General features: G+C 62.7%; 19 protein-coding genes. 6 read left to right on the forward strand and 13 right to left on the reverse strand.

Features of this window, described 5'->3' with window-relative positions:
• From VJ464_25375 to VJ464_25410, 8 genes are all read right to left on the reverse strand, one after another.
• A partial coding sequence (locus VJ464_25375; protein ID HKQ08477.1) for a hypothetical protein occupies nucleotides 1-219 on the reverse strand: 219 nt, incomplete at its 3' end.
• On the reverse strand, nucleotides 216-932 hold the full coding sequence (locus VJ464_25380; GenBank protein ID HKQ08478.1) for an ABC transporter ATP-binding protein: 717 nt from the start codon (nucleotides 930-932) through the stop codon (nucleotides 216-218). The genes VJ464_25380 and VJ464_25375, both read right to left, overlap by 4 nt.
• Before the next feature lie 241 nt (nucleotides 933-1,173).
• Nucleotides 1,174-2,775, reverse strand: coding sequence for an efflux RND transporter periplasmic adaptor subunit (locus VJ464_25385; protein ID HKQ08479.1), 1,602 nt, complete (start codon nucleotides 2,773-2,775; stop codon nucleotides 1,174-1,176).
• A 172-nt stretch (nucleotides 2,776-2,947) separates the two neighbouring features.
• Nucleotides 2,948-4,039, reverse strand: coding sequence for a 5-(carboxyamino)imidazole ribonucleotide synthase (locus VJ464_25390; protein HKQ08480.1), 1,092 nt, complete (start codon nucleotides 4,037-4,039; stop codon nucleotides 2,948-2,950).
• Entirely contained in the window at nucleotides 4,039-4,533 is a 495-nt protein-coding gene (gene purE / locus VJ464_25395; GenBank protein HKQ08481.1) for a 5-(carboxyamino)imidazole ribonucleotide mutase, read from the reverse strand. Before purE ends, VJ464_25390 begins: the two co-directional genes overlap by 1 nt.
• A 228-nt stretch (nucleotides 4,534-4,761) precedes the next feature.
• Nucleotides 4,762-7,794 (reverse strand): two-component regulator propeller domain-containing protein, encoded by a 3,033-nt coding sequence (locus tag VJ464_25400; GenBank protein ID HKQ08482.1) that lies wholly within the window; start codon nucleotides 7,792-7,794, stop codon nucleotides 4,762-4,764.
• A gap of 105 nt (nucleotides 7,795-7,899) precedes the next feature.
• Nucleotides 7,900-8,664 carry a response regulator transcription factor gene (locus VJ464_25405; protein ID HKQ08483.1) on the reverse strand — a complete coding sequence of 255 codons (765 nt, stop codon included), beginning with the start codon at nucleotides 8,662-8,664 and terminating at the stop codon, nucleotides 7,900-7,902.
• Nucleotides 8,665-8,677: 13 nt separating this feature from the next.
• Nucleotides 8,678-9,328 (reverse strand): hypothetical protein, encoded by a 651-nt coding sequence (locus tag VJ464_25410; protein ID HKQ08484.1) that lies wholly within the window; start codon nucleotides 9,326-9,328, stop codon nucleotides 8,678-8,680.
• Nucleotides 9,329-9,402: 74 nt separating this feature from the next.
• Here VJ464_25410 and VJ464_25415 point away from each other — a divergent pair, with 74 nt between their 5' ends.
• Together VJ464_25415 and bamD are read left to right on the forward strand one after the other, a co-directional pair.
• Nucleotides 9,403-11,109 (forward strand): DUF3142 domain-containing protein, encoded by a 1,707-nt coding sequence (locus VJ464_25415; GenBank protein ID HKQ08485.1) that lies wholly within the window; start codon nucleotides 9,403-9,405, stop codon nucleotides 11,107-11,109.
• Nucleotides 11,106-14,024: an outer membrane protein assembly factor BamD gene (bamD, locus tag VJ464_25420; GenBank protein ID HKQ08486.1), complete on the forward strand. Its 2,919-nt coding sequence runs from the start codon at nucleotides 11,106-11,108 to the stop codon at nucleotides 14,022-14,024. Before VJ464_25415 ends, bamD begins: the two co-directional genes overlap by 4 nt.
• A gap of 113 nt (nucleotides 14,025-14,137) precedes the next feature.
• Here bamD and hpt read toward each other — a convergent pair whose 3' ends face one another.
• The gene (gene hpt / locus VJ464_25425) at nucleotides 14,138-14,710 is read right to left on the reverse strand and encodes a hypoxanthine phosphoribosyltransferase (protein ID HKQ08487.1); all 573 of its coding nucleotides are present in this window, start codon (nucleotides 14,708-14,710) and stop codon (nucleotides 14,138-14,140) included.
• Nucleotides 14,711-14,862: 152 nt separating this feature from the next.
• Here hpt and VJ464_25430 point away from each other — a divergent pair, with 152 nt between their 5' ends.
• From VJ464_25430 to VJ464_25440, 3 genes are all read left to right on the forward strand, one after another.
• Entirely contained in the window at nucleotides 14,863-15,336 is a 474-nt protein-coding gene (locus VJ464_25430) for a YraN family protein (GenBank protein HKQ08488.1), read from the forward strand.
• Nucleotides 15,337-15,461: 125 nt separating this feature from the next.
• Nucleotides 15,462-16,661, forward strand: coding sequence for a VWA domain-containing protein (locus VJ464_25435; protein ID HKQ08489.1), 1,200 nt, complete (start codon nucleotides 15,462-15,464; stop codon nucleotides 16,659-16,661).
• A gap of 75 nt (nucleotides 16,662-16,736) precedes the next feature.
• Nucleotides 16,737-17,510 (forward strand): M48 family peptidase, encoded by a 774-nt coding sequence (locus VJ464_25440; protein HKQ08490.1) that lies wholly within the window; start codon nucleotides 16,737-16,739, stop codon nucleotides 17,508-17,510.
• 489 nt (nucleotides 17,511-17,999) lie between these two features.
• Here the strand turns inward: VJ464_25440 and VJ464_25445 are convergent, their stop codons facing one another.
• The 4 genes from VJ464_25445 to VJ464_25460 form a co-directional block, all read right to left on the reverse strand.
• Nucleotides 18,000-19,112 carry an ABC transporter permease gene (locus VJ464_25445; GenBank protein HKQ08491.1) on the reverse strand — a complete coding sequence of 371 codons (1,113 nt, stop codon included), beginning with the start codon at nucleotides 19,110-19,112 and terminating at the stop codon, nucleotides 18,000-18,002.
• Between the two features lie 10 nt (nucleotides 19,113-19,122).
• Nucleotides 19,123-20,070, reverse strand: a complete 948-nt coding sequence (locus tag VJ464_25450; protein ID HKQ08492.1) for an ABC transporter ATP-binding protein — start codon at nucleotides 20,068-20,070, stop codon at nucleotides 19,123-19,125.
• 122 nt (nucleotides 20,071-20,192) lie between these two features.
• Nucleotides 20,193-21,344: an efflux RND transporter periplasmic adaptor subunit gene (locus VJ464_25455; protein HKQ08493.1), complete on the reverse strand. Its 1,152-nt coding sequence runs from the start codon at nucleotides 21,342-21,344 to the stop codon at nucleotides 20,193-20,195.
• Nucleotides 21,341-22,024, reverse strand: a complete 684-nt coding sequence (locus VJ464_25460; protein ID HKQ08494.1) for a CerR family C-terminal domain-containing protein — start codon at nucleotides 22,022-22,024, stop codon at nucleotides 21,341-21,343. The genes VJ464_25455 and VJ464_25460 overlap by 4 nt, the downstream gene beginning before the upstream one ends.
• A 206-nt stretch (nucleotides 22,025-22,230) precedes the next feature.
• On the opposite strand from VJ464_25460, the gene VJ464_25465 reads away from it, so the two are divergent.
• A complete protein-coding gene (locus VJ464_25465; protein ID HKQ08495.1) occupies nucleotides 22,231-23,490 on the forward strand; it encodes a response regulator in 1,260 nt (419 codons plus the stop codon).
• Nucleotides 23,491-23,542: the final 52 nt, after the last annotated feature.

Raw genomic sequence — 23,542 nt, forward strand, 5'->3', positions numbered from 1 at the left:
GATCGACACGTCGGCCGTCATGAAATTCTTCGCTTCGGTCGTGAAGACGTCGCGGGCGCTCTGGATGACGGAACGGAGCGCGACAATCGCGGCGACGCCGACGGCGATGCAGACGAAGAAGAACAACAGGCGCTGCCACGACGAGCGGATCTCGCGCAGCGCCATGCGCAGGATGAAGCCGCGGCCCGCGGAGCCGTAGGGCGGCGCCGGCGCGTTCATCGCGTCGGCTCCAGGCGCGGCGGGACCGCAGCGGAGCGCGGGTCGTGCTCGGGCCGGGATGCGGCATCCGCGACACGCGTGCCGTCCTCCACCGGCCGTCCGTCGCGCAGCACCAGCCGCGAATCGGCGAGCGCGGCGAGGTCGGCATCGTGGGTGACCAGCATCATCGTCGTCTGCCGGGTGCGGCGCACGTCGAGCAGCAGCTGCATGATCAGCTTCCCTGTCGTCGAATCGAGGTTGCCGGTCGGCTCGTCGGCCAGGATGATCGCCGGATGATTGACCAGCGAGCGGGCGATGGCGACGCGCTGCTGCTGGCCGCCCGACAGTTGATTCGGCATGTTGTGTATGCGATTGCTGAGGCCGACGATCTCTAACGCTTCGGTGGCGCGCTTCAAACGCTCCGCGGTTTTCAGGCCGAGGTAGAGCATCGGCAGCTCGACGTTTTCGAGCGCCGAGGTGCGCGACAGCAGGTTGAAGCCTTGAAAGACGAAGCCGATTTTGCGATTGCGAATGTCGGCCAGCTCGTCTTTCGAGAGCGTTGAAACGTCCTGCCCGTCGAGGAAGTAATGGCCGCGTGACGGCTTGTCGAGACAGCCGAGGATGTTCATGGTGGTTGATTTGCCCGAGCCCGACGCCCCCATGATGGCGACGAAATCGCCGCGCTCGATCCTCAAGTTGATACCGCGCAGCGCGTGAATCTCGACATCGCCCATGCGATAAATCTTGTGGATGTGATCGAGCTGGATCAGCGAGCTAGCCGTCGAATCAAGCTCGCGCTCGCTCTCTAAAATCACTTGCGTGTCCAATAGAATCTCCCAAATCTTCAGGAGGCAGGAAGCAGGAGCCAGGAGGCAGGAGGCAGTTCGCGTACGCCGGAGCGTGAAGATTGCGCGGCGTTATCGTCAATCGCTTTTCTTACTGCCTACTGCTTCCTGCCTCCTGCCTCCTATCCCGCTATCTTCCGCGACCACCGCCGCCGCCCGGACGCTGCTGGAAGGGCGAGCCGCCTTGCTGTGGGCGGTTGCCGCTGGCATCGTTCTGGCCGATGACGATGGTTTCGCCTTCTTTCAAATCGCCGGCAATGATTTCGGTGATGCGGCCATTGGTCAAGCCTGTGCGCACAAAGCGCGGCTCGATCTGCTTGTCGCCGACCATCACCCAGACCATCTGGCCGCCGCGCCGCTGGCCGTCGCTGCCAGCGCCCGCCGCCGGCTGATTGCCTTCGCCTTGCGCCGGCTGGCTCTGACCGTCACCTGGCCTACCGCGCCGCTGGCCCTGCGCGCCACCGGCCTGGTCTTGCGCCGCCGGCTGTTGCCCCTGTGCCGCGGGCTGTTGACCTTGCGCGTTCGGTTGCTGGCCTTGCGACTCTGCGCCCTGACGTTCGGCCTGGCGCTGATTGCGGCGCTCTTCCATCTTCTGCCGCAACGCCTCCTGCTCTTTCTCCGAGAGCGTCGGCTTGAAACGCAGCGCCGCGTTCGGCACCGTCAAGACGTTATCGCGCCGCGCCACAGGGATCGTGATGTTGGCCGTCATGCCGGGCCGCAGCTTCAATTCAGGATTCGCCACTTCGATGACCGCCGAGTAAGTGACGACGTTTTGTGTCGTCTGCGCGTTCAGCCGCAGTTGCGTGATTTCGCCGGTGAAGGTCTCGCCGGGAAAGGCATCCACAGCGAAGTTCGCCTTGATGCCCTGCTTGATCTGGCCGACATCGGCTTCGTCAATCGAAGCCAGCACCTGCATCTTCGTCAGGTCGTTGGCGATGGTAAAAAGCGTCGGCGCTTGCAAACTGGCAGCGACCGTCTGGCCGATGTCAACCGCGCGCGATACGACAACGCCGTCAATCGGCGAAGCGATGATCGAGTGGTCGAGGTTCGCCTGCTGTTGCGACAGTTGCGCCTGCGCCTGCGCGAGCCCCGCTTTGGCCTGGTCGAGCTTAGCTTTCGATTGCGCCAGCCCCGCCTGCACCTGTCCGAGCTGCGCTACCGCCTGCTCGTAGCGCGCCGCGGCGGCGTTGGCGGTGGCCTGCGCGGCTTCGATGTCGCGGCTGGGAATCACCGTCTTGAGCTCTTGATAGCGTCTGACCACGGCCAGCGCGTCGTCGCGCTGCACGCGGTTGACTTCGACATTCGCCTGCGAGGCTTTGATGTTGGCCTGCTGGTTGACGATCTCAGTCTGCGCCCCAATGATGGCCGCCTGCTGGTTCTGCACGTTGGCCCGCGCATTGTCTACCTGCGCCTGAAAGATGGCCGGGTCGAGGCGGGCGATCACCTGGCCGCGCTTGACCTGCGAGTTGAAATCGGCGCCGAGCCATTGCACCGTGCCCGACACTTGCGAGCCGACCTGCACGGTCGTTACGGCCTGCACCGTGCCGGTCGCAGACACCGAGACTTCGACGTTGCCGCGATCAACCTTCGCCGTGATGTAATCGTTTGCGGCGGCCTTGTTGCCCCACAACAGGAAGCCGGCGACGCCGGCAGCAGCCAGCAGGGCGACGCTGGCGAGCAGCACTCTGCGGCGCTTGATGGTTGCGCTGATCTTGCTGATAATCTCTGGCATACCGTAATCCTTTACCTTCGGGAGCCTTCCTCTAATCCTTTATGATGAAGTTCCGCTGCATAGTTTTGCCACAGTCCTTAAGACGAAGCGCAAAGTAACGCGGTTACAGGAAAGCCCTGGCTCGCTCAAGCGTCCGAAGCCAAACGAAGATGAAGAGTCGGGTAGCCGTTGACTACTGGCTGACCCGTTGACGAAGGCGCACGAGCGCAGCGTCGCGCGCTTCCGCGGTTGCCGTGCGCAGGGTGATGTGTCCGAGCTTGCGATACGGGCGCGGCGCTTTACCGTAGAGATGCAGATGCAGGTTGTCCATGACTAGCAGGCTGCGCAGGTCGGGAAGCGTGCCGATTAAATTGACCATCGCCGCATAGCCGACCGTCGCGGTTGACCCGAGCGGCCATCCGAGGATGGCGCGCAGGTGATTTTCAAACTGGCTCGTCTCCGCGCCTTCAATCGTCCAGTGGCCGGAGTTGTGAACGCGCGGCGCCATCTCGTTCGCCAGCAGATGGCCGTCGCGCTCAAAGAATTCAATCGCCAGTACGCCTACATAGTTTAACGCTTCGAGTGCGCGGCGGGCAAACGCCTCGGCTTCGCCCTGAAGCGCGGAACTGGCTCCGGGAGCCGGGCAGAGCGACAGGCGCAGGATGCCTTCGTGGTGGTGATTCTCGACGAGAGGATAGAACGTCGTCTCGCCGCCGCGGCTGCGCACGGCCAGAATAGACACCTCGCGCTCGAAGGCGACGAAGCCTTCAAGGATCAACGGCACGCCGCCCAGCGATTGCCATGCCTGCGTCACGTCTTCGGTCTTGCGAATCACCACCTGGCCTTTGCCGTCATAGCCGAAGCGCCGCGTCTTCAGCACCGCCGGCAATCCCATGTCGCCGAGCGCGCTCTTTAAATCGTCCCAGGTGTCTACGGCGACAAACGGCGGCGTCGGGATGCCGAGGCCCTCGAAGAAACGTTTCTCGGTCAGCCGATCCTGCGCCGCTTCCAGAGCTTCGGGCGGCGGGAAGACCGAAACGCGGCGGCTCAAGTAGCGTGCAGTGTCTACGGGCACATTCTCGAATTCATAGGTCACGACGTCGAGGCCGCGGGCGAAACGCTTGAGCGCGTCGGTGTCGTTGAAGTCTGCGGCCATTAGCTCCGAGACGTGACCGGCGGGCGCTTCCGGGGACAGGTCGAGGGTGCGAAAGCGCAATCCGAGCGGATAGCCGGCGAGCGCCAGCATGCGTCCCAGTTGTCCGCCGCCGAGGATGCCGACCTGCATCACGCCTCCCTCGGATCAGGCCGACCCAGAACCGTCTCCGTCTGCCGCTCGCGGTAAGCTTTCAGGGCCTGACGGAATTGCGGGTGTTTGTTGCCGAGCATCGCCGTCGCCAGCAGCGCCGCATTGACCGCGCCGGCGCGACCGATGGCCAGCGTGCCGACAGGGATGCCCGCGGGCATTTGTACGATGGATAACAGAGAGTCCATTCCCTTGAGTGCTTTCGATTCGACGGGCACGCCGAGCACCGGCAGCGCCGTTTTGGCGGCGGCCATGCCGGGCAGGTGAGCCGCGCCGCCGGCTCCCGCGATGATGACTTCGAGGCCGCGCCCTTCAGCGGTCGAGGCGTACTCGAAAAGCAGATCGGGGGTGCGGTGCGCGCTGACGACGCGGACTTCAAACGGCACACCGAGTGATTCGAGCGTTTCGGCGGCGTGCGTCATGGTCTCCCAGTCGGATGTCGAGCCCATGATGATGCCAACCAGCGGCTGTGTCATTGCTTTCCTCCGGCTTGCTTGAAAAGAGGATTATAACGGTTGCGTTGAAGGCTAGGAAATAGAACACAAGGTCATTCAATTCGGGATGGGGAATTTAAACACAGAGACACAGAGACACAGAGAAGACACAGAGGACACACTGAGTCTTCTCTGTGCCTCCGTGTCTCTGTGCCTCTGTGTTTAATTCTCATTCTTGACTTGCAGGACTGAATAGCCCTGACTTGATATTCAAGAAACCGCAGCGCGCGGAATGGCTTTGCGCAGCGTGAAGCATGTGCCGCCTTCGGCGCGCGGCGTCCAGCTGACCTCGGCATCGATCAAGCTGGCGCGCGAGCCGATGTTCGCCAGCCCGCGCCCGCGCCTGCCATTCGTCTGACTCGCATCAAAGCCGTGGCCATCGTCGGCAAGCTCGATCAACAGCGCGCCGCCCGCATCAATGCTCGCGCGCAAGCTGACGCGGGTGGCGGCGGCGTGGCGGCAGACGTTGTTGACGGCTTCCTGAACGATGCGAAAGATTTGAATCTGCACAGCGCTCTTCAGGTGGTGCTTGTCATCAAGCCCGTCTTCGCACTGAAACTCGTAGGCGAACTTCTGCTCGTCGGGCAACTGCGCGACGCCGTTGGTTAAGGCCCACTCCAGCGCCGCCGCCAGTCCGACGTTGGCGAGCGCCGAAGGGCTCAGGTCTTCGCAGATGCGACGGATCTCGCCCGAAAGGTTTTCGATCTCTTGCCGGAAGCGCAAAGGCTCGGCCGTCGCGTGGCCGTTTGCAGGCAACTGATCGCTCATCATCAGCAGCCGCCGCAAGTCCGCAAGCGTCTGATCGTGCAGGTCGCGGGCGATGCGGCGGCGCTCGGCTTCAGTTTCGTTGGCAATCTGCAAGCGGGTTTCAGCCAGTTGCAGGTTGGTAGATTCGAGCGCCGTGTTGGTGCGCCGCATACGGCGATTCTGACGATAACCCCAGCCCACGGCGACCAGCGCCAGCAACAGCAAAAACGCCAGCGCCGCCGATGCCCACGGGAACGGCGCGCGGGTCACGGTGAATTCGATTACGAACGGCTCCGAGGCCATCAAGTCGTTGGTGAAGGCGCGCGCCTCAACGCGATAGCGCCCGGCCCGCAAGCCTTCGAGCAGTAGTTGCGAATCACGCGACAGCTTCTGGCGAAGCGCGCGGCCCGCGTCATCCACGACCGCGAAGGCATACTGAAACTGTTCAGGGAAACTGCGACTGCTTGAGGCCGCCATATCAATCGCCAGGCTGTTCTGCGGGTATTCGAGGCTGAGCCCTGCGCGCACTTCTTCATTGCTAAACAGCCGCTTGCCGAGCACGCGGGCCGGGAAGACGAGCGGCGCTACGGTGTTCGGCTCGAAGCGCGCCAGTCCGCGATTCGTGCCTACCCAGACGGTCGGTTGATCGCGCGGCGCGAGGATGGCAAAGACCTGCTCGGACGGCAAACCCTGCTCGACATCGCGCCGGCCGGTGATGACGCCCGCCGCATCATCGAGCAAGACGCGATAGAGACCTTTATCCGCGGTCGCGCACCACGCGAGGTTCGGCGCTGTGGCAACGACGCCGCGCGCATCCGTGTCGTTGATGAGCGCCGTTAGCTTGCCATCACGCAAAGCGAAGAGGCCGCGAGCCGTCGCCACCCACAGCACCCTATCCGGCGCGCCGTCTATTGCCCACACCGCCGCGCCGCGCAACCCGTCGAGCCCATCGGCGGCTCTGGTGCTTGCGCCGTCGAAGACGAAGACGCCCGCCGTCGCCGTGCCGATCCACAAGCGCCGGTCGCCTTCGGCATAGAGGCTGACGACTTGACGCAGGCTGGCGTCGCCCGTATCCGCGGGCCATACTCGGGCGCGGCTGTTGGCTTCCAGCCGCTCAAGGCCGCGCCCGAAACTGGCGACGTAGAGCGCGCCGCGAAAACGCTGGATCGCCCGCACGCTGTCGCTGCTCTCGTCAAAGCGCGCAAAGGCGGTTGTGAGAGGTGAACGGCTCGGCGGCGAATGGTCTTGTGACGAGGATTCGATGAACAGCCCCGCCGCCGTGCCGACCAGCAAGCGCCCGCCGGCGTCTTCGTTGATCGCGTGAATCGCAGTACCCGCGAGCGACGGGTTGGCTTCCCAGCCTTCCGCCGTGTGCGCGAACAGGCCGCGATTCGTGCCGCACCACATCTCGCCGCTGCTGGCGCGAAACAAGGTGCGCGCAAAGTTGCTCTCGCGGTCTTCGGAAATCTGTTCGACGCGCGGGCCGTGCGGGTCATAGCGGCAGATGCCACGGTCTGTGCCGAACCAGACAACGCTTTCGCGGTCAACGAAGACCGCATAGACATGATCCGAGCGCAGGCCGCCCGCCGTGCTGGCAAAGGTGAAGCGTTCGAGCCGCCGGCCATCGTGAAAGCGCGCCGCGCCCTGCCCATCGGTCCCTGCCCACAGGTCGCCGCGCCGGTCAAAGCATAGCGCCGTCACCGTGCCCAACCCGGCGCTGACTTTTTCTGGATGGCGCAAGTCGCCGCTCGCATAGAGGCCGCTGTCGGCGGCAGTCGTTTGTGAGCCGAACCACAATTGATGGCTCGCGTCGAAGGCGACCGCTTCGACATAGAAAGCGCGCGGGCGGCTGAGAATCTCCTGGACAATCGGCGCGTCATTGCGGTCGGTTTGAACCCTGAGCAGGCCGCGACCGCGCGTGCCGACGACTAGCGCATTGTCGAAAGCCGCCATGCTGGTGATCGGCAGCGGCGCGTGGCCGTTCGCATCTGTCGAGAGCAATGGCGTGTCCGCCGGCGTGATGGCGCTAACGGCAAAGCTGCCGTTGCCGAGTAGCCGGCAATCAAATATCTCGCCTCGCTCGCCGGTCATAAATGCGCGCCCGCCGCCGGGAGCAGCGATGGCCGTGATCGCTTGCGATTCGGTCTGCGGAACGCGCTTGAACTGGTTATCGGCAAGAACCGCCGCGCCCGCGTCCGTGCCGATCCACAGGCGGCCATCGAAGTCGAAGCTTAAGGCACGGATGCGCTCCGACGGCAGTGCGTCGTCGCTGACTTTCTGCACGCGACGACCGTCATACCTGGCCAGCCCGCCATCGGTAGCGAACCACATCACGCCTTCGCTGTCCTGCGCGATGGCGCGCACGTGATCGGAAGGCAAGCCATGAAACAACGTCACCGCGCCCCACTGGTGCAGGCTGGCCGGCGAGCCGTTCGCCGCGCGGATCATCAGCGGATCGGCAGCAAGCAAGGCGAGCACGATCAAAAGACAAAACACAGAGGCACGGAGGCACGGAGACACCGAGAACGCTCCGTGCCTCCGTGCCTCCGTGCCTCTGTGTTTAACCTGCTTCACTGTTGTGGAGGATGAAAGGCTTTGACGTTAACGCCCGCGCCCCTTCTGCTCATCAATGAAGTGCTTGCGGTCGCGGTTGATCCACCTGTCCAGCTCGTCGGCGGCCTTTTGCAACTCGTCGCTGTTGAGCAGGCCGCGCCGCAACGCTTCAAAGAAAGCCCGCGTCCGCACGTTGTAAGCGAGCCGGTCATAGGTCTCGTTCATCGTGCCTTCGGGCGAGGCGGCGAAGAGCTTTTCATAAAGCGTCGCCAGCCGGCTCTCGACGCCGCGCAGGCTCAAGCTGCACTTGCGGGCGATGGCCCAATTCGACAGCCCGAGCGCCAGGTAATAGAGCGCCTCGGCTTCGAACTCCGTAAGCAGCGGGCGCTTGAACGAATCCTTGAACGCCGGGTCGATCATGTCCGCGCCGTCTTCGAGCACGGCGGCGACGAAGCGCAGAAAGCGCGACTCGGGGTTGTTCTTATCGATGAAGCCGTAGGCCGGCGGCGGCTCGACCGTCTTGATGATGCGGCGAATCTCGTTGATGTAAATCTCGTGCGGGAACTGTGTCCAGAAGATGATGCGCGCTTGCGGGAAGCCGCGCCAGATGGCGCGCGCCGCTTTGACGCCCGACAGCTTGGGCATCTGGATGTCCATCACGCAGAGATGCGGGCGGTGCGCGAGCGCCATCTCGATGGTCTGCTCGCCGTCGCCGGCTTCGATAACCGGGGCGTGGGTGGTGAATTCGCGCTCCAGCAGCTCGCGCAGGTAACGCCGTTGCGCCAGGTTGTCTTCGGCGATCAGGATTGCCATTGCGTCGCTCGCTTTACGGTTTCGCCGGCGGCGCGAAGGAGCCGTAAAAAGTATAATCGGCCTTCGCCCCGCTGACGCGCAGGTTCCAGCCTTTGAAGTCTTCAGCCGCCGGGCAATGGTTGCCCCGGCCTTGCAGCACCAGCCGGAATTTCGTATCGGCAGTGATGCCTTTGGCGAAGATGCCATTGCCCCAGGCTTTGCCTTCCAGTCGCAGCTCTTTGTAGAGCAGCGGGCCGCCGCCGCCGCCTTTCAGGCCATCGTGAATGTCTGCGTTCAAGAAGGTCGCGGCCGGCGGCACTGAGAAGACCAGCGCGCCGCGCCCGCCTTTCGCGTCGGTCAGCGCCAGCGTCCATTGCCGTCCGCTGCGCGACAGCGCCACATTAAAGCTCGTATCCGTGGCTTCGTTGATGCCGGCGATGCCATTGACGCCTTCGGGGAAGGCGGCGGTCGTGACGAGCGACGCTTTTGCCGAGGGCTTCAGACGATTGATCTCCGTCAGCAAGGATTCTTCAATCTTCATCTTGCCCTCGTCCCACTCGCCCTCTTCGGCGCAGCACGCGCAGGCATGGACGCTCATCGGCAAGCGAAAGAGCAAAGCGACGGCCACCAGCAACAGCGCGGCGCGCGGCAGGCCGGGTGTCAAGCGCATGGGTTTCGCCTTCATCAAGGGTCTCGCTTTCGATGGATGATATGTAATGTCCGCGACTTCGATGCTAGTCGGGTGCGCGCCGTTGGTCAATGTGGTTAGCCACAGTCGCGCGCGGCGGGCCAGCCCTGCCCGTGACTAAGGCGGTCACCTTGCGCCCGCTGTTGCGGCGCGCGGTTCCGTGTGATGCGAGCGGCGCGATAATCGCCTCTATGAAGATCGGCGATTTCATCCAGCAGCAAGTTGTTCGGGCGCGCGACAGACGCTGGCGCGGCATGCCGGCTCTGGTGATGCTGGCGGCTGCGGCAGCGGTCGGCGTCGTGCGCTTCAACGCGGCGTCGCCGCGCGCCTGGCCGGTGGGCGAAGTCCCTGTCGCCTTCTGGGCCTGGCGGTCGCGGTTGCCGAATCAAGCTGACATTGAGCGGGCCGTCGCGCAGACCGGCGCGCGAACCCTCTTCCTGCGCGCAGGGCAGATCGATTACGGCGACGGCCATCTGCGCTGCATCCACACGACGGCGGGCCGCTATCCCGCTGCGGTCGAAATCCATCTGGTCTACAACGCGACACCGGCGTTGCTGGCGTCGTTCGAGAAGCTCGACACGGCGGCGCTTGCCAATCAAGTGGCCGCCTCTTACAAAGACGACACGCAAAGGGCCACGGCTGATGCGGCAGACATCGCCGGCGTGCAGTTAGATTTCGACGTGCCGACGCGACTGCTTGCTCGGTATGCTGCATTGCTCAACGCGCTGCGTCAGCGATTGCCCGAAGGCACGCGGCTATCGATCACCGGCCTGCCGACCTGGATGGCGTCGGCTGACCTGGGCAGCGCGCTTGCGGCAGTGGACTTCTGGATTCCTCAACTCTACGGCGCGCGGATTCCCTCACGCCTTGACGAGCCAATCGCCATCGCTTCGCCGCAAGCAGTGGCCCGCGAGGTCAGCCGCGCGGCCAGCTTCAACCGCCCGTTTTACGCGGGGCTTGCCGCTTACGGGTATGCGATTCACTGCGCCGCGGGCGGCGAGCGGCGGGCGGTCGTTGGCGATCTCGACCCGGCGCTGGTCGCCGCCTGCCGCGAGTTGCAACTGATCGAGCGTTGCCCGTTCGAGCCCGCCCGCACAGGCGAAGCGCCGGCCAGCGAGTGGCGCTACGTCTATCGCGCCACCGCAGACGCGCAGCTTGACCACCTGCTGATCCGCGCCGGCGAATGGCTGATGCTCGACGTGCCGAGCGCCGCGGCGCTGGCTGCCTGCGGGCGGGCGGTGCGCGAGCGGGCGGGCGAGCAGTTGCTAGGCATCTGCGTCTTTCGCTTGCCTGAGAGCGGCGACCCGACCGCCCTGTCCGTGGCCGAAATCGCCGGCGCGCTCAACGGCCCGCATGCGGCCAGCTCGTTTGTGATCGAGGCTACAAGTACGGACAAGGCGGGCGCAGCAACCGTCACGCTCAGTCTGGTCAACGACGGCGCGACGCGAGCGCGGCTCGGCGCAGGCGCGGCCAGCTTGATGGTGCAACTGCCGGCGGGCAGCCTGCGGCAACTCAGTCTGCGCGGCTTTAATTCGACATCGCTGCTCTGCGGCGCGGGCGATGGCGCGGATATAGGGGTGAGGAATTGCAGCCTGCGCCGCGCCAATGCGGTGAAGCTGGAATTGACTTCATGGTCGCCGGGTGATCGCGTCGGCGCCGTGCTACAGCTAGCTTCATTGCCGCCCGCCATCGAAGTCCGCTTCACCGTTTCTATGGACGACGGGCGCGAAGTCTCTGAGCGCCGAACCCTTCTCATCAAACGAGGGCGCACATCATGAATCGAGCGCAGCGCATCGGGCAAAACAAAAAGAGGCTCGGCAAACGATTCAGCCGCGGCGGGCGGGCGTGGTTCCTGGCGGCGCTGATTGTGTGTGCCATCGCGGCGGCAGCGCTCGGCTGTAGCTGGCCGGGCACGGATCATTCGGTGCGGTTCAATGCCTTCCGCTCGGCCAAAGAGTTCGGGCGCTTGCCGCGCTTGAGCCATAGCGGTGACGCCGACAACAAGCTGTTTTCGTGGAGCGCCGAATACGACAAGGGCGAGAATTACGAAGAGGGCGAGCGTGAAACGAAGGGGATCGATGTTCTCTGGGACGAATCGCTTAGAGCCGAACAAAGCGAGGATCTCGCCACCGTGCGCCGGAAGCTACAGGAATACTTGCAACGCACCGCCCGTTTGCGCGAGACCGGTTATAGCGAGCCGAAAGATTTTCGCCATCGGCGCAACGCGGCGTTCGATAAGCTCGACGCGCTGGCGGCGCTCGACCAGGGCGCAAGCGAAGATAGCGTTCGCTGTTATCTGCGAGCCCGCACATTAGTCGATGATGGTCAACCCGTCGTTAAGCTGCATGCAGAAGCAGCAGAAGATGTTCACCTGGCGGACAATGTTGCTTACTTATGGGCGGTGATTGATTATTCAGCAGACGCAGAAGCGGGCATTGCGAAATTCAAGGCATTTGCCGCACGCTATCCACATAGCGAAAAGCGCGAGGCAGCACTTTACATGGCGGCACTGGCGACGCTCAAGATTGCCCCGCGCGCCAAAGTTATGGATTCATTTGCCCCTTGTGATGGCGATTGTCCAAAGCTGATGCGTGATGCGCAGGCTGGGTTTCGCCGCGTCATTCACGATTATCCGCATGGCCGCCTGACTGCCGACGCGCAGGGGTGGATCGCTTACATCTATCGCCAGCTCGGCGACCGCGCCGCGGCGTTGGCTGAATACTATCGAATGCTCGCCGCGCGCGACGAAGCCAGCCGCATCGAAGCCGTCTTTTCGCTCGGCATCGCTCGCTATCAAGCCAGCGAGACCGACATGGCGCGCGTCGAAAAGCTCATCGAAGGCGAGCCCGCCGCGGCGCTCGCCTACGCCTATCACAACGTCTATAACATCGCGCTCGAACCACTCTCAGGGTACGGCATCGGCGCAGGCAGTAGCGCCGGGGAACAAGAGCAGCGGTATAAGAATAATGCCGACGAGCTGAAGCGCATCGTCGCCTTCGCCTCGCGGATGATGAAGCGTTATGGCAGCGGCGCGGTCGGCAGCGGCTTTGTCTTGCGTCTCGCTCAAGCCAGCCTTGAGCTGGATGATGATGCCGAAGCGGCGCGGCTGGCGCATCAGGCTTTGAGCGGCGGCGCGCAGGCGAACATTCGCGCAGAGGCGTTGTGGGTCGAAGCCGTCGCGCTCTATCACCTGAAGCGGCTGAAAGAAGCGCGCAGCGCGCTCACGCAACTGGTCGCCGAAAATCCGAACAACCGCTACACCGAAGGAGCGCGGCGCAACCTGGCGATGGTCGCCGAAGATATGAATGATCTCGACGGCGCGCTCGAACAATACCTGGCGCTCGATTACCGGCTCGACGTGGCTTACTTCGTTGACGTGCTGATGCCGACCGATCAGCTCGCGGCGTTCATCAAGAATCACCCGACGCAACCGCACAGTGACGAATTGCAATACGCGCTCGGCGTCCGCTACCTGCGCGACCGCCGCTGGAACGACGCGCGCCAGACGCTGATGGTGATTCACTCAATCGGTCGCGGCGCTGATAATGGCTATAGCCACTACTACCCCGGCTCTTATTCCGAGCCATCGTCAGACCCCGTAAAGAGCCTGAACTGGGATGAGCGTATCCGCGGCGTTCGCCCCGAATGGATCGAGCAAGACCTGCACACGGCTAATGATCTTGAACGGCTCGAACAGCAGGTGAATCTGGCGCAGGGCGACGAAGCAAAGGCCGAGGCGCTCTATCAGCTTGCCAGCTATCAGTATCAGGGTGATTTGCTGTTCTACAACCCGGCGTGGAATGGCATGCGCCAGTATCATCTCTACGATCTCGACAGCGGCGGCGGCTTCCGTCGCGCTGACGAATCGCGGCTGCTATTTGATTACATGCAGAAGCATGATGCGGCGTCGAGCGCCCTGCCGATCTATCTCGACGTGGTCAACCGCTACCCGAACACGCGGGCGGCGCGCGATGCGCTCTACACCGCCGCCGTCTGTCACGACCGGCTGGCGTCTTACAACAACTACTGGCGGTCGATTTACGACCGTGGCGGCTTTGCCGGCAGCCGGATGGTGAATTACCAGGACGTCAAGCGGGCGTATCCCGGCTATCGCTATCCGCTCGGCACCCGTGGCTGGGAGCCGGCGACGCGCACCGTCAACGGCGGGCCGGGCTGGGCGCTGCCGCCGAAGCCGAAGCCGCGCCCGTCACGCGCTCGCCGTGCGCTTCTGCTGTTTAACAAAGTCATGCAGGTCGCCTTCAAGCCGCTCGGCGATGCCGTCAGCGCCATCGTGAAAACAATCACGGCGATTTTTCAAGCCATCTGGAAAGCCGTGCTGTGGGTCTGTCACTGGCTGTGGCTCGGCTACCTGTGCTTCTGGCTGCGCTTCATGTGGCGGCGCAGCCGCGAAGCCCGCCGCCTGATGCGCGAAGGGCTGGGGCGCTGCCGCGAGCGGCCCGCCGTCGAAAAAGGCGACACGTCGCTGGTGGATTCGATCACGCCGCAGGCGGCGGCGTTCAATCAGTACCTCGGCCATGACTGGCGCGATCACTTTCTCAAGCTCACCTATGACCTGCTCTACAAGCTGCGACAGATGGCGATGGAGAAGAACGCGCGCCACGTGCTGCTGCTCTACGCGGCGACACATTGGATGCTGGCGGTCATCGCCATCAAGCTGCTCGCTGATTGGTAGACGGGTAACGAGGGCCGCGTCGGCAGTGGGGGCGCGCAGGGCGGGGCATTAAGGCGTGCCCGGCATGGGAAAAGCTGGACGAAGCGCCTGCGCGCCTCTGCTCCCGCCGCGGTTTATTTCTTCACCAGATTGTCGGGGTCTTGCGGCACGGCGATGAAAGGCAGGTTGCGATAAAGCTCGCCGACGTCCAGGCCATAACCGACGACGAACTCATTGGGAATCGTGAAGCCGATGTAACGCGCGTCAATGCTGATCTGGTGGCGCTCGGGCTTGTCGAGCAGCGCGGCGATGGCCAGGCTGTTGACTTCGCGCGACTTGAAGATGTTGACCATGTAGTTGAGCGTCAAACCGGTATCGATGATGTCTTCGACGACCAGCACGTCTTTGCCCGCCAAACTGACGTCGAGGTCTTTGGTAATGCGCACCTCGCCCGACGATTTGGTCGCCGCGCCGTAGCTCGATATGCCGATGAAGTCGAGCGAAACCGGCAGATCAATGGCTCGCATCAGGTCGGAGAGAAACACGCACGCGCCTTTGAGCACGCCCAGCAGGTGCAGGTTCTTGCCCGTATAATCGCGCGTGATCTGCTCGCCCATCGCGCGCACGCGCGCCCGCAACTCGTCTTCGCTGATCAAGATTTTGAGGTTGGGATCGTTGATGAAAGAGAGCTTTTCCTGCGCGCTCATTGGCATCTCCTGATGGTGGATTGATCGGCTGAGCCTGCACTATATGCAATGCCCGCGGGGGCTGTCAACCGCGGCGACTGAATGGTTCCGGCGTCGGCCTGTGAGGTGTATAATCGGGCCGCAACTTGGCGGCGAAGCTCGCGGGAGGCAAGATGTTCGGCGCATTAAAAAATCTATGGCCCGATGACCGGCACGCGCCGCGCGCCGCACATCTTGAGCTGGGCGAGCGCGGCGAAGCGGCGGCGCTCGATTACCTGAAACGTAATCAGGGCTACGAAATCGTCGCGACCAATTTCCGCGTGCCGCTGGGGCGGGCGCTCTCCGGGCAGAAGCTCACCGCCGAGATTGACCTTATCGCTTACGACCGAGAAACGCTCTGCTTCATCGAAGTCAAGACGCGCAGCTCGGGCGAGTTCGCCGCGCCTGAGCGGGCCGTTGACCTGCGCAAGCAGCGGCAGATTGCCCGCGCCGCCCGCCGTTATCGCCAACTGATGAATGTCGCGATGGAAGCCTATCGCTACGACGTGGTCACGGTGATTGTCGGCGATAATGGCGACCGCATCGAGCTGCTGCGCGGCTACTTCGATGACCGCGTCTTCCGGCGCAGCCGCTTCTTTCAGCAGTAACGGCCATCCGTCACTCCTTCCCACCGTCCGAGGCTCTCTGCTAAGATAGAAGTAGGCATTCGCTTCACAGGTTCCAGCCCAATCTCTCTTTGAGGCGTGCCACTCACTACAGATACGGAGGATGTATGAAGTCATTTGCATTCTTGCGACCGCCGGCGATTGCCGTGTTGCTCGCCGGGTTGGTCGCCGTTTCTGCCTGGCCCGGCCACGGCGTCGAGGCGCAGAGCGGACGCCAGCCGGAGAAGAAGAAGGTCGAAAAAAAAGTTGACGAGCAAAAAGGCAAACCGTCGGAGCCGCAAGAGCCGGCGCCGCCCATGCCCAACAAGATCGGCAAGGACGAGCAGGTGATCAAGATCGGCACCCAGGTCGTCAACGTTGACGTCACCGTCATCGATAAGAAATCGGGCCGCATCTATAGCAATCTCACGCAGAAGAATTTCACCATCTATGAAGACGGCGTTAAGCAGGAGATCACCAACTTTCGCAACGGCGAAGGGCCGATGACCGCCGTGCTGTTGCTCGAAAATAATCGCGGCAATCACTTTATCAGTAACTATTTTGATCCCACCTTTGCGCAGGAGATTTTTCAGGCGGCGGCCATCTTTGTTGACGGCTTCGTCAAAAAAGAGGATCAGATCGCGCTCGTCACTTTTGCCATGAAGCCGAAAGTCGTCACCGACTTCACCGACGACCGCAACCGGCTGCGCCAGGCGGTGGTGTCCGGCTATCGCGACATGCTGAACTTCCGCGAGACCAACCTCTGGGACGCGCTGTCGTTCGCGCTCCTAGGCGGCAAGGCGATCCAGCTTTATGACGAAGAGAACGGCCCGTCAGAGTATAACGGCTTGTCGGAGGTCGAAGGCCACACGGCGGTGATTTTAATCACGCTCGGCATGGACACTTTCAGCCGGATCACTTATGACAAGGCGCTAAAGATCGTCGCCCGCGCCGGCGTGCCCGTATTCAGCGTCCACACCGGCCACCTCTTCGATAAGAAGTATGGCGACCGCCTGGGACCGGACTGGCGGCTGAGCTTCTTGCAGGCGCAGAACGCTTTGAAGACGTTTGCCACGATGTCGGGCGGCGCTTACTTCCCGATGACCTTCGAGAGCGAATTGCCGGCCATTATGCAGAGCATTTCGGCGATGCTGCGGACGCAGTATAACGTCGGCTATGCGCCGACCAATACGCGGCGCGAAGGCAAAGAGCGCAAGATCAAAGTCGAGGTGGACCTTGATGGCGACGGCACGCCGGATAACAAACAGCTCGACCTGAAATTCCGCGAACGCTATCTCGAACCGGACGACCGCCCGGCGAAGAAGTAGCCAGTAGTCAGTTGCCAGCAGTCGTCCCAAACATCTCCTAACTGGCAACTGGCAACTGACTGCTGACGACGGCTCATGCAAGATCGCGAACAATTGTATTTCGATTTCGACGCCGTTGAGGCGACAGGGGCGGACCTCGACGCCATCTTTGACGAAGCCTTGCGCGAGCTGGTCGGGGACAAAGCGCGCCCGGCGGTCGAAGCGAGCTTCTATCCCTACGCCGGCCTCTCTTCAACCATACGCCTGCGCCAGGGGCGGGTTTACGCGCGCATCTCGGACATCCTCAAGCATTCGCCGCGCGAAGTGCTGTACGCGCTGGCCAGCATTCTTGTAGCCAAACTCTATCGCCGCAAGGCCGCCGCCGAGCATGAGCGCACCTATCGCGAGTACGCGCGCCAGCCGGCGATCCTCAACGCCACGGACGCGACGCGGCGCACACGCGGATACAAGCTGACGACCTCGCCGCTCGGCCAGACGTATGACCTCGACGAGTTATTCGACAGCCTGAATGCGCGCTACTTCGGCGGCCAGCTCGCAAAGCCGCGGCTCTCGTGGAGCCAGCAGAAAACCCATCGCGTGCTCGGCCATCACGATCACCTGCATGGCGCCATCATCATCAGCCGAACGCTCGACGAAGCCCGCATCCCGCGCTTTGTCGTCGAATATGTCCTCTACCACGAGATGCTGCACGCCAAGCACCCGCCGCGTCGTCTCGCCGACCGCACCGTGTATCATTCGCGCCAGTTCCGCGCCGACGAGCTGAAGTTCGAGCGCTATCAAGAGGCGATCAAGTGGCTGGATAAGCTCGCCGCGCCCGCCCGCCGCCGACCCCGTCGCCGCCGCGCCTGATTCGCCGGGTTGTAAAAAGTTGTCTCGATTTAGAGAAGCCGGCCCGCCGCGACAACCGGTGCAGCCGTGCGCCGGCAGGTGGGAACAAATTCCGCGCACGGACGTTTAAGCAACTGAGCAGTGATCCTGAAGCAGGCCGGGCGGGATGTTACAAGCATTTCTTCGACCGAGATAAGGAACCAGGCTCAGAACAGAATATCCTTCTCCTTGGGAAAATGGGGCGCTCACGCGGGCGCCCCATTAATTTTTTTGGCGCCGCCCGCCGCGAATTTGCTCTGATGTTTTTTTGAAACCAACCCGCCGGTGTCGCGTTATAAGGAGTGTGAGTGAACCAAGCAACCGCAGCGCGGTGAACTTAAATGCGCCTGATCATCGCGCTTGCGGGTTGCCCTACTAAGCGTTGTCGCTTGGGGTGAATCCTCCTCCATTACTCACTGGGCGTTGTGACGGCAAGGGCCGCCGCAGCGCCCACACTTTTTTATCCCTGCTTCATGCAAGCTTCTTGTGGAACTGCACGGCGCTCAAGATCAGCAGCACCACCCCCATCGCCGCGAGCGTGATGACCTCTGGCAGTAAATCCATAAACGTCGCGCCACGCAGCACGATGCCGCGGATGATCTCCATGAAGTGCGTCGCCGGCACGACAAAACCGACCGCCTGCATGGCGACCGGCATCGAATCGCGCGGAAACATGAAACCCGACAGCAATACCGATGGCAGCATAATCAACCACGCCAGTTGTAGCGCCTGCATCTGATTCTGCGCCCTCGTCGAAATCAGCAGGCCGATGGCCAGCGCCGTAAACAAGAAGATCACCGACAGCCCGATAAGCAACAGCAGCGAGCCATTGATCGGCACGTCGAAGATGATGCGCATCACCGCCAGCACCGTCAGCGTTTCAAAGATACCGATCAGCCCGTAAGGCACCAGCTTGCCCAGCATTAGGCCGAACGGGCGGACGGGCGTCACCAGCAGTTGTTCGAGCGTGCCGCGCTCGCGCTCGCGGACGATTGAGAAGGCGGTCAGCATCGTCGTAATGATTTGCAGAATCACCGCCACCAGGCCCGGCACCATGAAATTGGCCGAGCGCATATCGGGGTTGAACAGCATCTTCGGGCGCACGTCAACCGGCAGCCCCGCGGGGCTGAGCGTGCTGCTCAGCCTGAGGATCGATTGTGACATCCCGACCGAAGTCGAAACCTGAAGACTCTGCGAGGCGATGCTCGAATCCGACCCGTCAATCAAGACCAGCACGGTCGCCTGTTGGTCGTTCAGCAAGCGGTCGGAGTAATCGGGCGGAATCTTGATGCCGACCTTGGCGCGCCCGGTGACGATGGCGTGGTTCAAGGCGTCGTCAGAGCTGACGTGCTCGGTAATCATGAAGTAGTCGGTGTTTTCAAACGCGGCGATCAGGTCGCGCGACGGCTGGCCGACGTCGAGGTTGTAAACCACCGTCTTGATATTGCGGACGTCGGTGTTGATGGCATACCCGAAGACCGTCAACTGGAACATCGGGACGATCAGCATCAGCACCAGCGTCACCGGGTCGCGGCTGATCTGAATGATCTCTTTGTAGAAGATCGAGCTGAATCCTTTGAACATCGCTCGCCTCTCAGCTCCCGTTGCCCGCGTGGCGACGGGTCAGGGTCACGAAAACGTCTTCGAGCGAAGGCCGCGCCGGTGTCGCTTCGACATCGGTGATGCCGATGCCTGCCAGCGTTGCTTTCAATCGCTCAATCGGCACATCGTTATTCATCAACAGGTGAATCGATTGCCCGAAGATCGTCGCGCTGTGGACGTAATCGACGCGCTTCAGCTCGGCCAGCGCCACCGTAGTGTTCGGGCAACTGACTTCGGCCCACTTCAGGTCGGGCGGCGTCACTTCGGCCATCTGCTTGAGCGTGTCAGGCGCGCCATAGGTAATCAGTCGCGAGTTGTAGATATAACCGACGCGGGCGCAGCGCTCGGCTTCGTCCATGTAGTGCGTCGTCACAAACAGCGTGATGCCCTGGCCCGAAAGCTGAAAGAACAGATCCCACAGCTCGCGCCGCGCCACCGGGTCAATGCCGGCGGTCGGCTCGTCCAGAAAGATGATCTGCGGTTCGTGAACCAGCGCACAGGCGAGCGCCAACCGCTGCTTCCAGCCGCCTGAGAGCATCCCGGCGCGACGCTCTGTGAAGCGGCTGATGTGCGTCAGCTCGATGACCGCGTCGCGGCGCGCCTTCAATCGCTCGCCTTTCAGGCCATAGACGTGCGCGTAAAAATTGATGTTCTCCCACACCGTCAGGTCGGTGTAGAGGCTGAACTGCTGCGACATATAACCGATGCTCTGGCGAACCTGATCGATCTGTTTGAGGATGTTGAAGCCGGCAACGGTCGCTGTCCCGGCAGTCGGCGTAATCAGCCCGCAGAGCATGCGGATGATCGTTGACTTGCCCGACCCATTGGGGCCGAGGAAGCCGAATATCTCGCCGCCGGCGACGGCAAAGCTCACCCCGTTGACGGCGGTGAAGTTGCCGAAGCGTTTCGTCAGCCCGTGAATTTCGATTGCTGTATCCATAAACATCAGGAGTCAGGAGTCAGGAGTCAGAAGTCAGAATGAAAAAGGAAGTCGGCGGCCGTGAGTACACTTGCTGCACCTTCTAAATTCATTCTGACTCCTGACTTCTGACTCCTGACTTCTCATTTCATTATGCTCACGTCGGCGGCCATGCCGGCGCGCAGCAGGTGCGAGCTGTTATCAACGCGGACGCGCAGGGCAAAGACCTGATGCTCGCGCTCGCTGCGTGTCTGCACGTTGCGCGGCGTGAACTCGCCGCGGCTGGCGATGTGCTCAATCGTCCCTTTGAAGGCTTCGTTCTTGTAGGTGTCAACTTTAACCGTCACCTCTTTGCCGAGCTGCGCATAGCCCAGCTCCGGCTCAGGCATGTAGACACGCACCCACAGGCGGTTCAGCTCGACGAGCGTGGCGACCGGCGCGTTCGGGTTGATCAAATCGCCGGGCCGCACGCGCAGCACTTCGACGAAGGCGTCGGCAGGCGCGCGGACTTCAAGCTCGCCGAGCTGCGTGTTGATCTGTTCGAGCGCGGCGCGGGCGCGTTCCAGTTGCGCGTGGGCGGCGGCGACGTCTTCTTTGCGCGAGCCGCGCCGGGTCATTTGATACTGAGCAGCAGCTTCGTTGTATTGGCGCTCGGCGCGCTTGACCTCTTCGCTGCGCGTCCCGGCGAGCAGCATATCGAGTCTTTGTCTGGCGGCTTCGCGCTGGCCGCTGGCGCGGTCAAACGCCGCACGGGCGTTATCGTAATCCTGCTTGGATTGAATGCCGTCGCGCACCAGTTTTTCGACGCGCGCCAGCGTCGCGCGGGCGACGTCGTAATCGGCGTTGGCCGATTCCAGTTGAGCGCGCGCCGCGCCAATCTCCTGGCGGCGCGGGCCGTTGCGCGCTTCTTCGAGCGTCATCCATGCGGCCTCGGCCTGCGCCTTGGCCTGCGCGACTTCTTCGGGGCGAAAGCCGTTCTGCAACTTTTGATAATTGGCGTCGGCTTGAGCGACGGCGGCCTCGGCGTCGGCGCGCCGGGCGCTCAGGTCATAAGCCTCGAAGCGGATCAGCGGCTCACCCTGCTTGACCTCTTGACCTTCGCGCACCAGCACTTCACGGATGCGCCCGCCGATCTTCGAGCCAATGTGAATCTCGTCGGCCTCGATGTTTCCGGAAAGCACCAGGCGGTCGGTAGCGGCGCGGCTGGTGAAATACTTCACGGTTGCCGCCGCGCCAACGGCCACGAACGCCAGCAGGCCAACCAACAATGTTTTGCGGAATCTGCTTGTCATCATCGTTGCCCCTTTCGGCGGCGCGTCGCCGTCGCTTGACGGGCGCGCTGGCCGGCGGACGGTTGATCCGTGCCGGCCGCGCCGTTTAAGAAAAGATCGATGGTGTGCGCCGCCAGCCGCTCGATGAAGCGCTCGTCGTATTGCAGCTTGCCAAGCCCGAGCGCGACAATCGGGCGGAGCAACTGAAACACCACGATCATGCCGATCAGGCTGACGGGCGCAAGATCAACATCAATCGCCCGCAACTCGCCGCGGCGCACGCCTTCGGCCATCGCTTCGCGCAGCATGCCGTAATTGGTCGGGGCGTACTTCGGGAATATCTGCATAAAGTATTTGCCGCCTGATAGCATCTCGCGCGACAGGATGCGCGCCAGGTGCGGGTGGTCGAAGAGGTAGCCGGCATAGGCTTTCACGAAGCGCGTCAGCCGTTCTTCGAGCGACGTCGCGCTCTCGATGGCTCCGGCGATCAGGCTGCGCACAGTCGCGGCAGCATTCTCGATGACCGCGACATAGAGGTTTTCTTTGTTGCCGAAATAGTAATGAATCATCGCGCCATTGACGCCCGCCGCCGCGGCGATCTGGCGGACGCCGACGCCGGCGAAGCCGTGTTCGGCAAACAGTGTCTCTGCCGCCGCCAGTATCTTCGCTCGCGCCTCCGGGTCGTCGGTCTTCAGTCTTGCCATGCTTACCTCGAATTAATCAAACGTTTGATTAAAGAATAAGGTTCAAGCAAAAATTAGTCAAGCGGCGTTCCCATCGCGGGCCTTTCATGCGGCGTCAGGGGCGGGCTTGTGGTTTTAACTGCGGCGACCTAAAATCTTCTGTTAGACGCTTGCCGGCGATCAACCCACCTTTTACACGCCCTCCCCAGAGATCGAAGACGTTCATTATGTCGAGCCGAGTTTTGCTTGCCATTGCCGATCCGCAGCTTCGGCGCGCGGCCACCGAGGCGCTGAATGCCGCGCGGATTCAAAACATGAGCGCCGACGACGGCACGACCGCCTTCAATCTGCTGAAGACGCTGCCGCCCGACGTGCTGGTCGCCGAGATTGCGCTGCCCGGCAAGGATGGCTATGCGCTTTGCCAGTATGTCAGGCAGGAGCCGCCGCTCCAGTCCGTGCCGGTGGTGCTTCTCGATAACCATTTCGACGCCATCAATCGCAAGATCGCTTCAAGAGCCGGAGCGACCGTCTACCTGAGCCAACCCTTTACTTCAAGCGAGCTGGTCGAGGTGGTCCAGAGGCTTCTTGAGAGCAAAGCCGCAGTCAGCGATGTCGCGCCGGTGCCCGTTGAAATTGCAACGCCTGAAGCAGAGCCGCTTGAAATTGCAGCCCCCGAAGCAGCGCCCGAGGCCGAGCCGCCGCCGGTCACTCTTGACCGAGGCCGCGGCGAAGAAGCGACGCCATCGCCGGTCGTTACTCAAGCGCGCTCTGCCGAGCTTGCCCTTGAGCCTTACACACAGAGCGCCGCGCTGGCACGGCGCGACACGCCAGCGCCGCCACAGCCGCGCAGCAATTTTAAGTATTATGTGGCGGCGCTGCTTATCGTGCTTGCCGGCATTGCCGTCGCAATCTGGCTGCGTATGCGGCCCGCAGAGACGTTGCAGGCGCCGCCGCCGATTGCCGCGACTGAGCCGTCACCTGACGATTCCCGCGCCGCGGCGGATCAGCCCGATAGCTCCCCGGCTGCGGAACCGGCCATCGGTGCCGAGCCTGGCCCCGAAGCAACGCCATCCGTGCCAGGCCCTGAGCCTTCTCGGCCCGCTCCACCTGCCTCGACCTCCAGCGCGCAAGCCGTCCGAGGCGAGCCGCCAGCGATTCATCGTCCGCCCGGCTCGCGGCCAAATGTTGATGCGCGCCGGCAGGAGCCGCGGCCTGTGGGAACCGCTGCGCCACTGCGCCAGGGCTCGCTGGCTACGCCTCTGCGCCGCCCGCCCGATACACCGACGGCTCGCCCGCCGACTGTAAGCTCGAATACAATTGGCGATCAATGGCGCAAAGGCGGCCACGAGATGGCGCTGGTCGGCGAGCACTTCACCAGCGGCGTTAAACATTTCGGCAAAGGCGGCGGGAAAGCGTTTCTCTGGCTCGGAAGGAAGATCGGCAGCGGGCTCAAGCGCGTCGGCAGCGCGGTCAGGCGCGCGTTTTAGAGGGGATTGCAATCGGGTGTAGCGCAATCTGTCAGATTGCGCATTGGCTCGC

Source organism: Blastocatellia bacterium (assembly GCA_035275065.1).
Taxonomy (GTDB): Bacteria; Acidobacteriota; Blastocatellia; order UBA7656; family UBA7656; genus DATENM01.

What these genes read in the sequence shown, in the direction of transcription:
- VJ464_25380 (HKQ08478.1), bottom strand. Translation starts at nt 932, where the DNA reads ATGGGCGATGTCGAGATTCACGCGCTGCGCGGTATCAACTTGAGGATC.
- VJ464_25385 (HKQ08479.1), bottom strand. Translation starts at nt 2,775, where the DNA reads ATGCCAGAGATTATCAGCAAGATCAGCGCAACCATCAAGCGCCGCAGA.
- VJ464_25390 (HKQ08480.1), bottom strand. Translation starts at nt 4,039, where the DNA reads ATGCAGGTCGGCATCCTCGGCGGCGGACAACTGGGACGCATGCTGGCG.
- purE (HKQ08481.1), bottom strand. Translation starts at nt 4,533, where the DNA reads ATGACACAGCCGCTGGTTGGCATCATCATGGGCTCGACATCCGACTGG.
- VJ464_25405 (HKQ08483.1), bottom strand. Translation starts at nt 8,664, where the DNA reads ATGGCAATCCTGATCGCCGAAGACAACCTGGCGCAACGGCGTTACCTG.
- VJ464_25410 (HKQ08484.1), bottom strand. Translation starts at nt 9,328, where the DNA reads ATGAAGGCGAAACCCATGCGCTTGACACCCGGCCTGCCGCGCGCCGCG.
- VJ464_25415 (HKQ08485.1), top strand. Translation starts at nt 9,403, where the DNA reads ATGTGGTTAGCCACAGTCGCGCGCGGCGGGCCAGCCCTGCCCGTGACT.
- bamD (HKQ08486.1), top strand. Translation starts at nt 11,106, where the DNA reads ATGAATCGAGCGCAGCGCATCGGGCAAAACAAAAAGAGGCTCGGCAAA.
- hpt (HKQ08487.1), bottom strand. Translation starts at nt 14,710, where the DNA reads ATGAGCGCGCAGGAAAAGCTCTCTTTCATCAACGATCCCAACCTCAAA.
- VJ464_25430 (HKQ08488.1), top strand. Translation starts at nt 14,863, where the DNA reads ATGTTCGGCGCATTAAAAAATCTATGGCCCGATGACCGGCACGCGCCG.
- VJ464_25435 (HKQ08489.1), top strand. Translation starts at nt 15,462, where the DNA reads ATGAAGTCATTTGCATTCTTGCGACCGCCGGCGATTGCCGTGTTGCTC.
- VJ464_25440 (HKQ08490.1), top strand. Translation starts at nt 16,737, where the DNA reads ATGCAAGATCGCGAACAATTGTATTTCGATTTCGACGCCGTTGAGGCG.
- VJ464_25445 (HKQ08491.1), bottom strand. Translation starts at nt 19,112, where the DNA reads ATGTTCAAAGGATTCAGCTCGATCTTCTACAAAGAGATCATTCAGATC.
- VJ464_25450 (HKQ08492.1), bottom strand. Translation starts at nt 20,070, where the DNA reads ATGGATACAGCAATCGAAATTCACGGGCTGACGAAACGCTTCGGCAAC.
- VJ464_25455 (HKQ08493.1), bottom strand. Translation starts at nt 21,344, where the DNA reads ATGATGACAAGCAGATTCCGCAAAACATTGTTGGTTGGCCTGCTGGCG.
- VJ464_25460 (HKQ08494.1), bottom strand. Translation starts at nt 22,024, where the DNA reads ATGGCAAGACTGAAGACCGACGACCCGGAGGCGCGAGCGAAGATACTG.
- VJ464_25465 (HKQ08495.1), top strand. Translation starts at nt 22,231, where the DNA reads ATGTCGAGCCGAGTTTTGCTTGCCATTGCCGATCCGCAGCTTCGGCGC.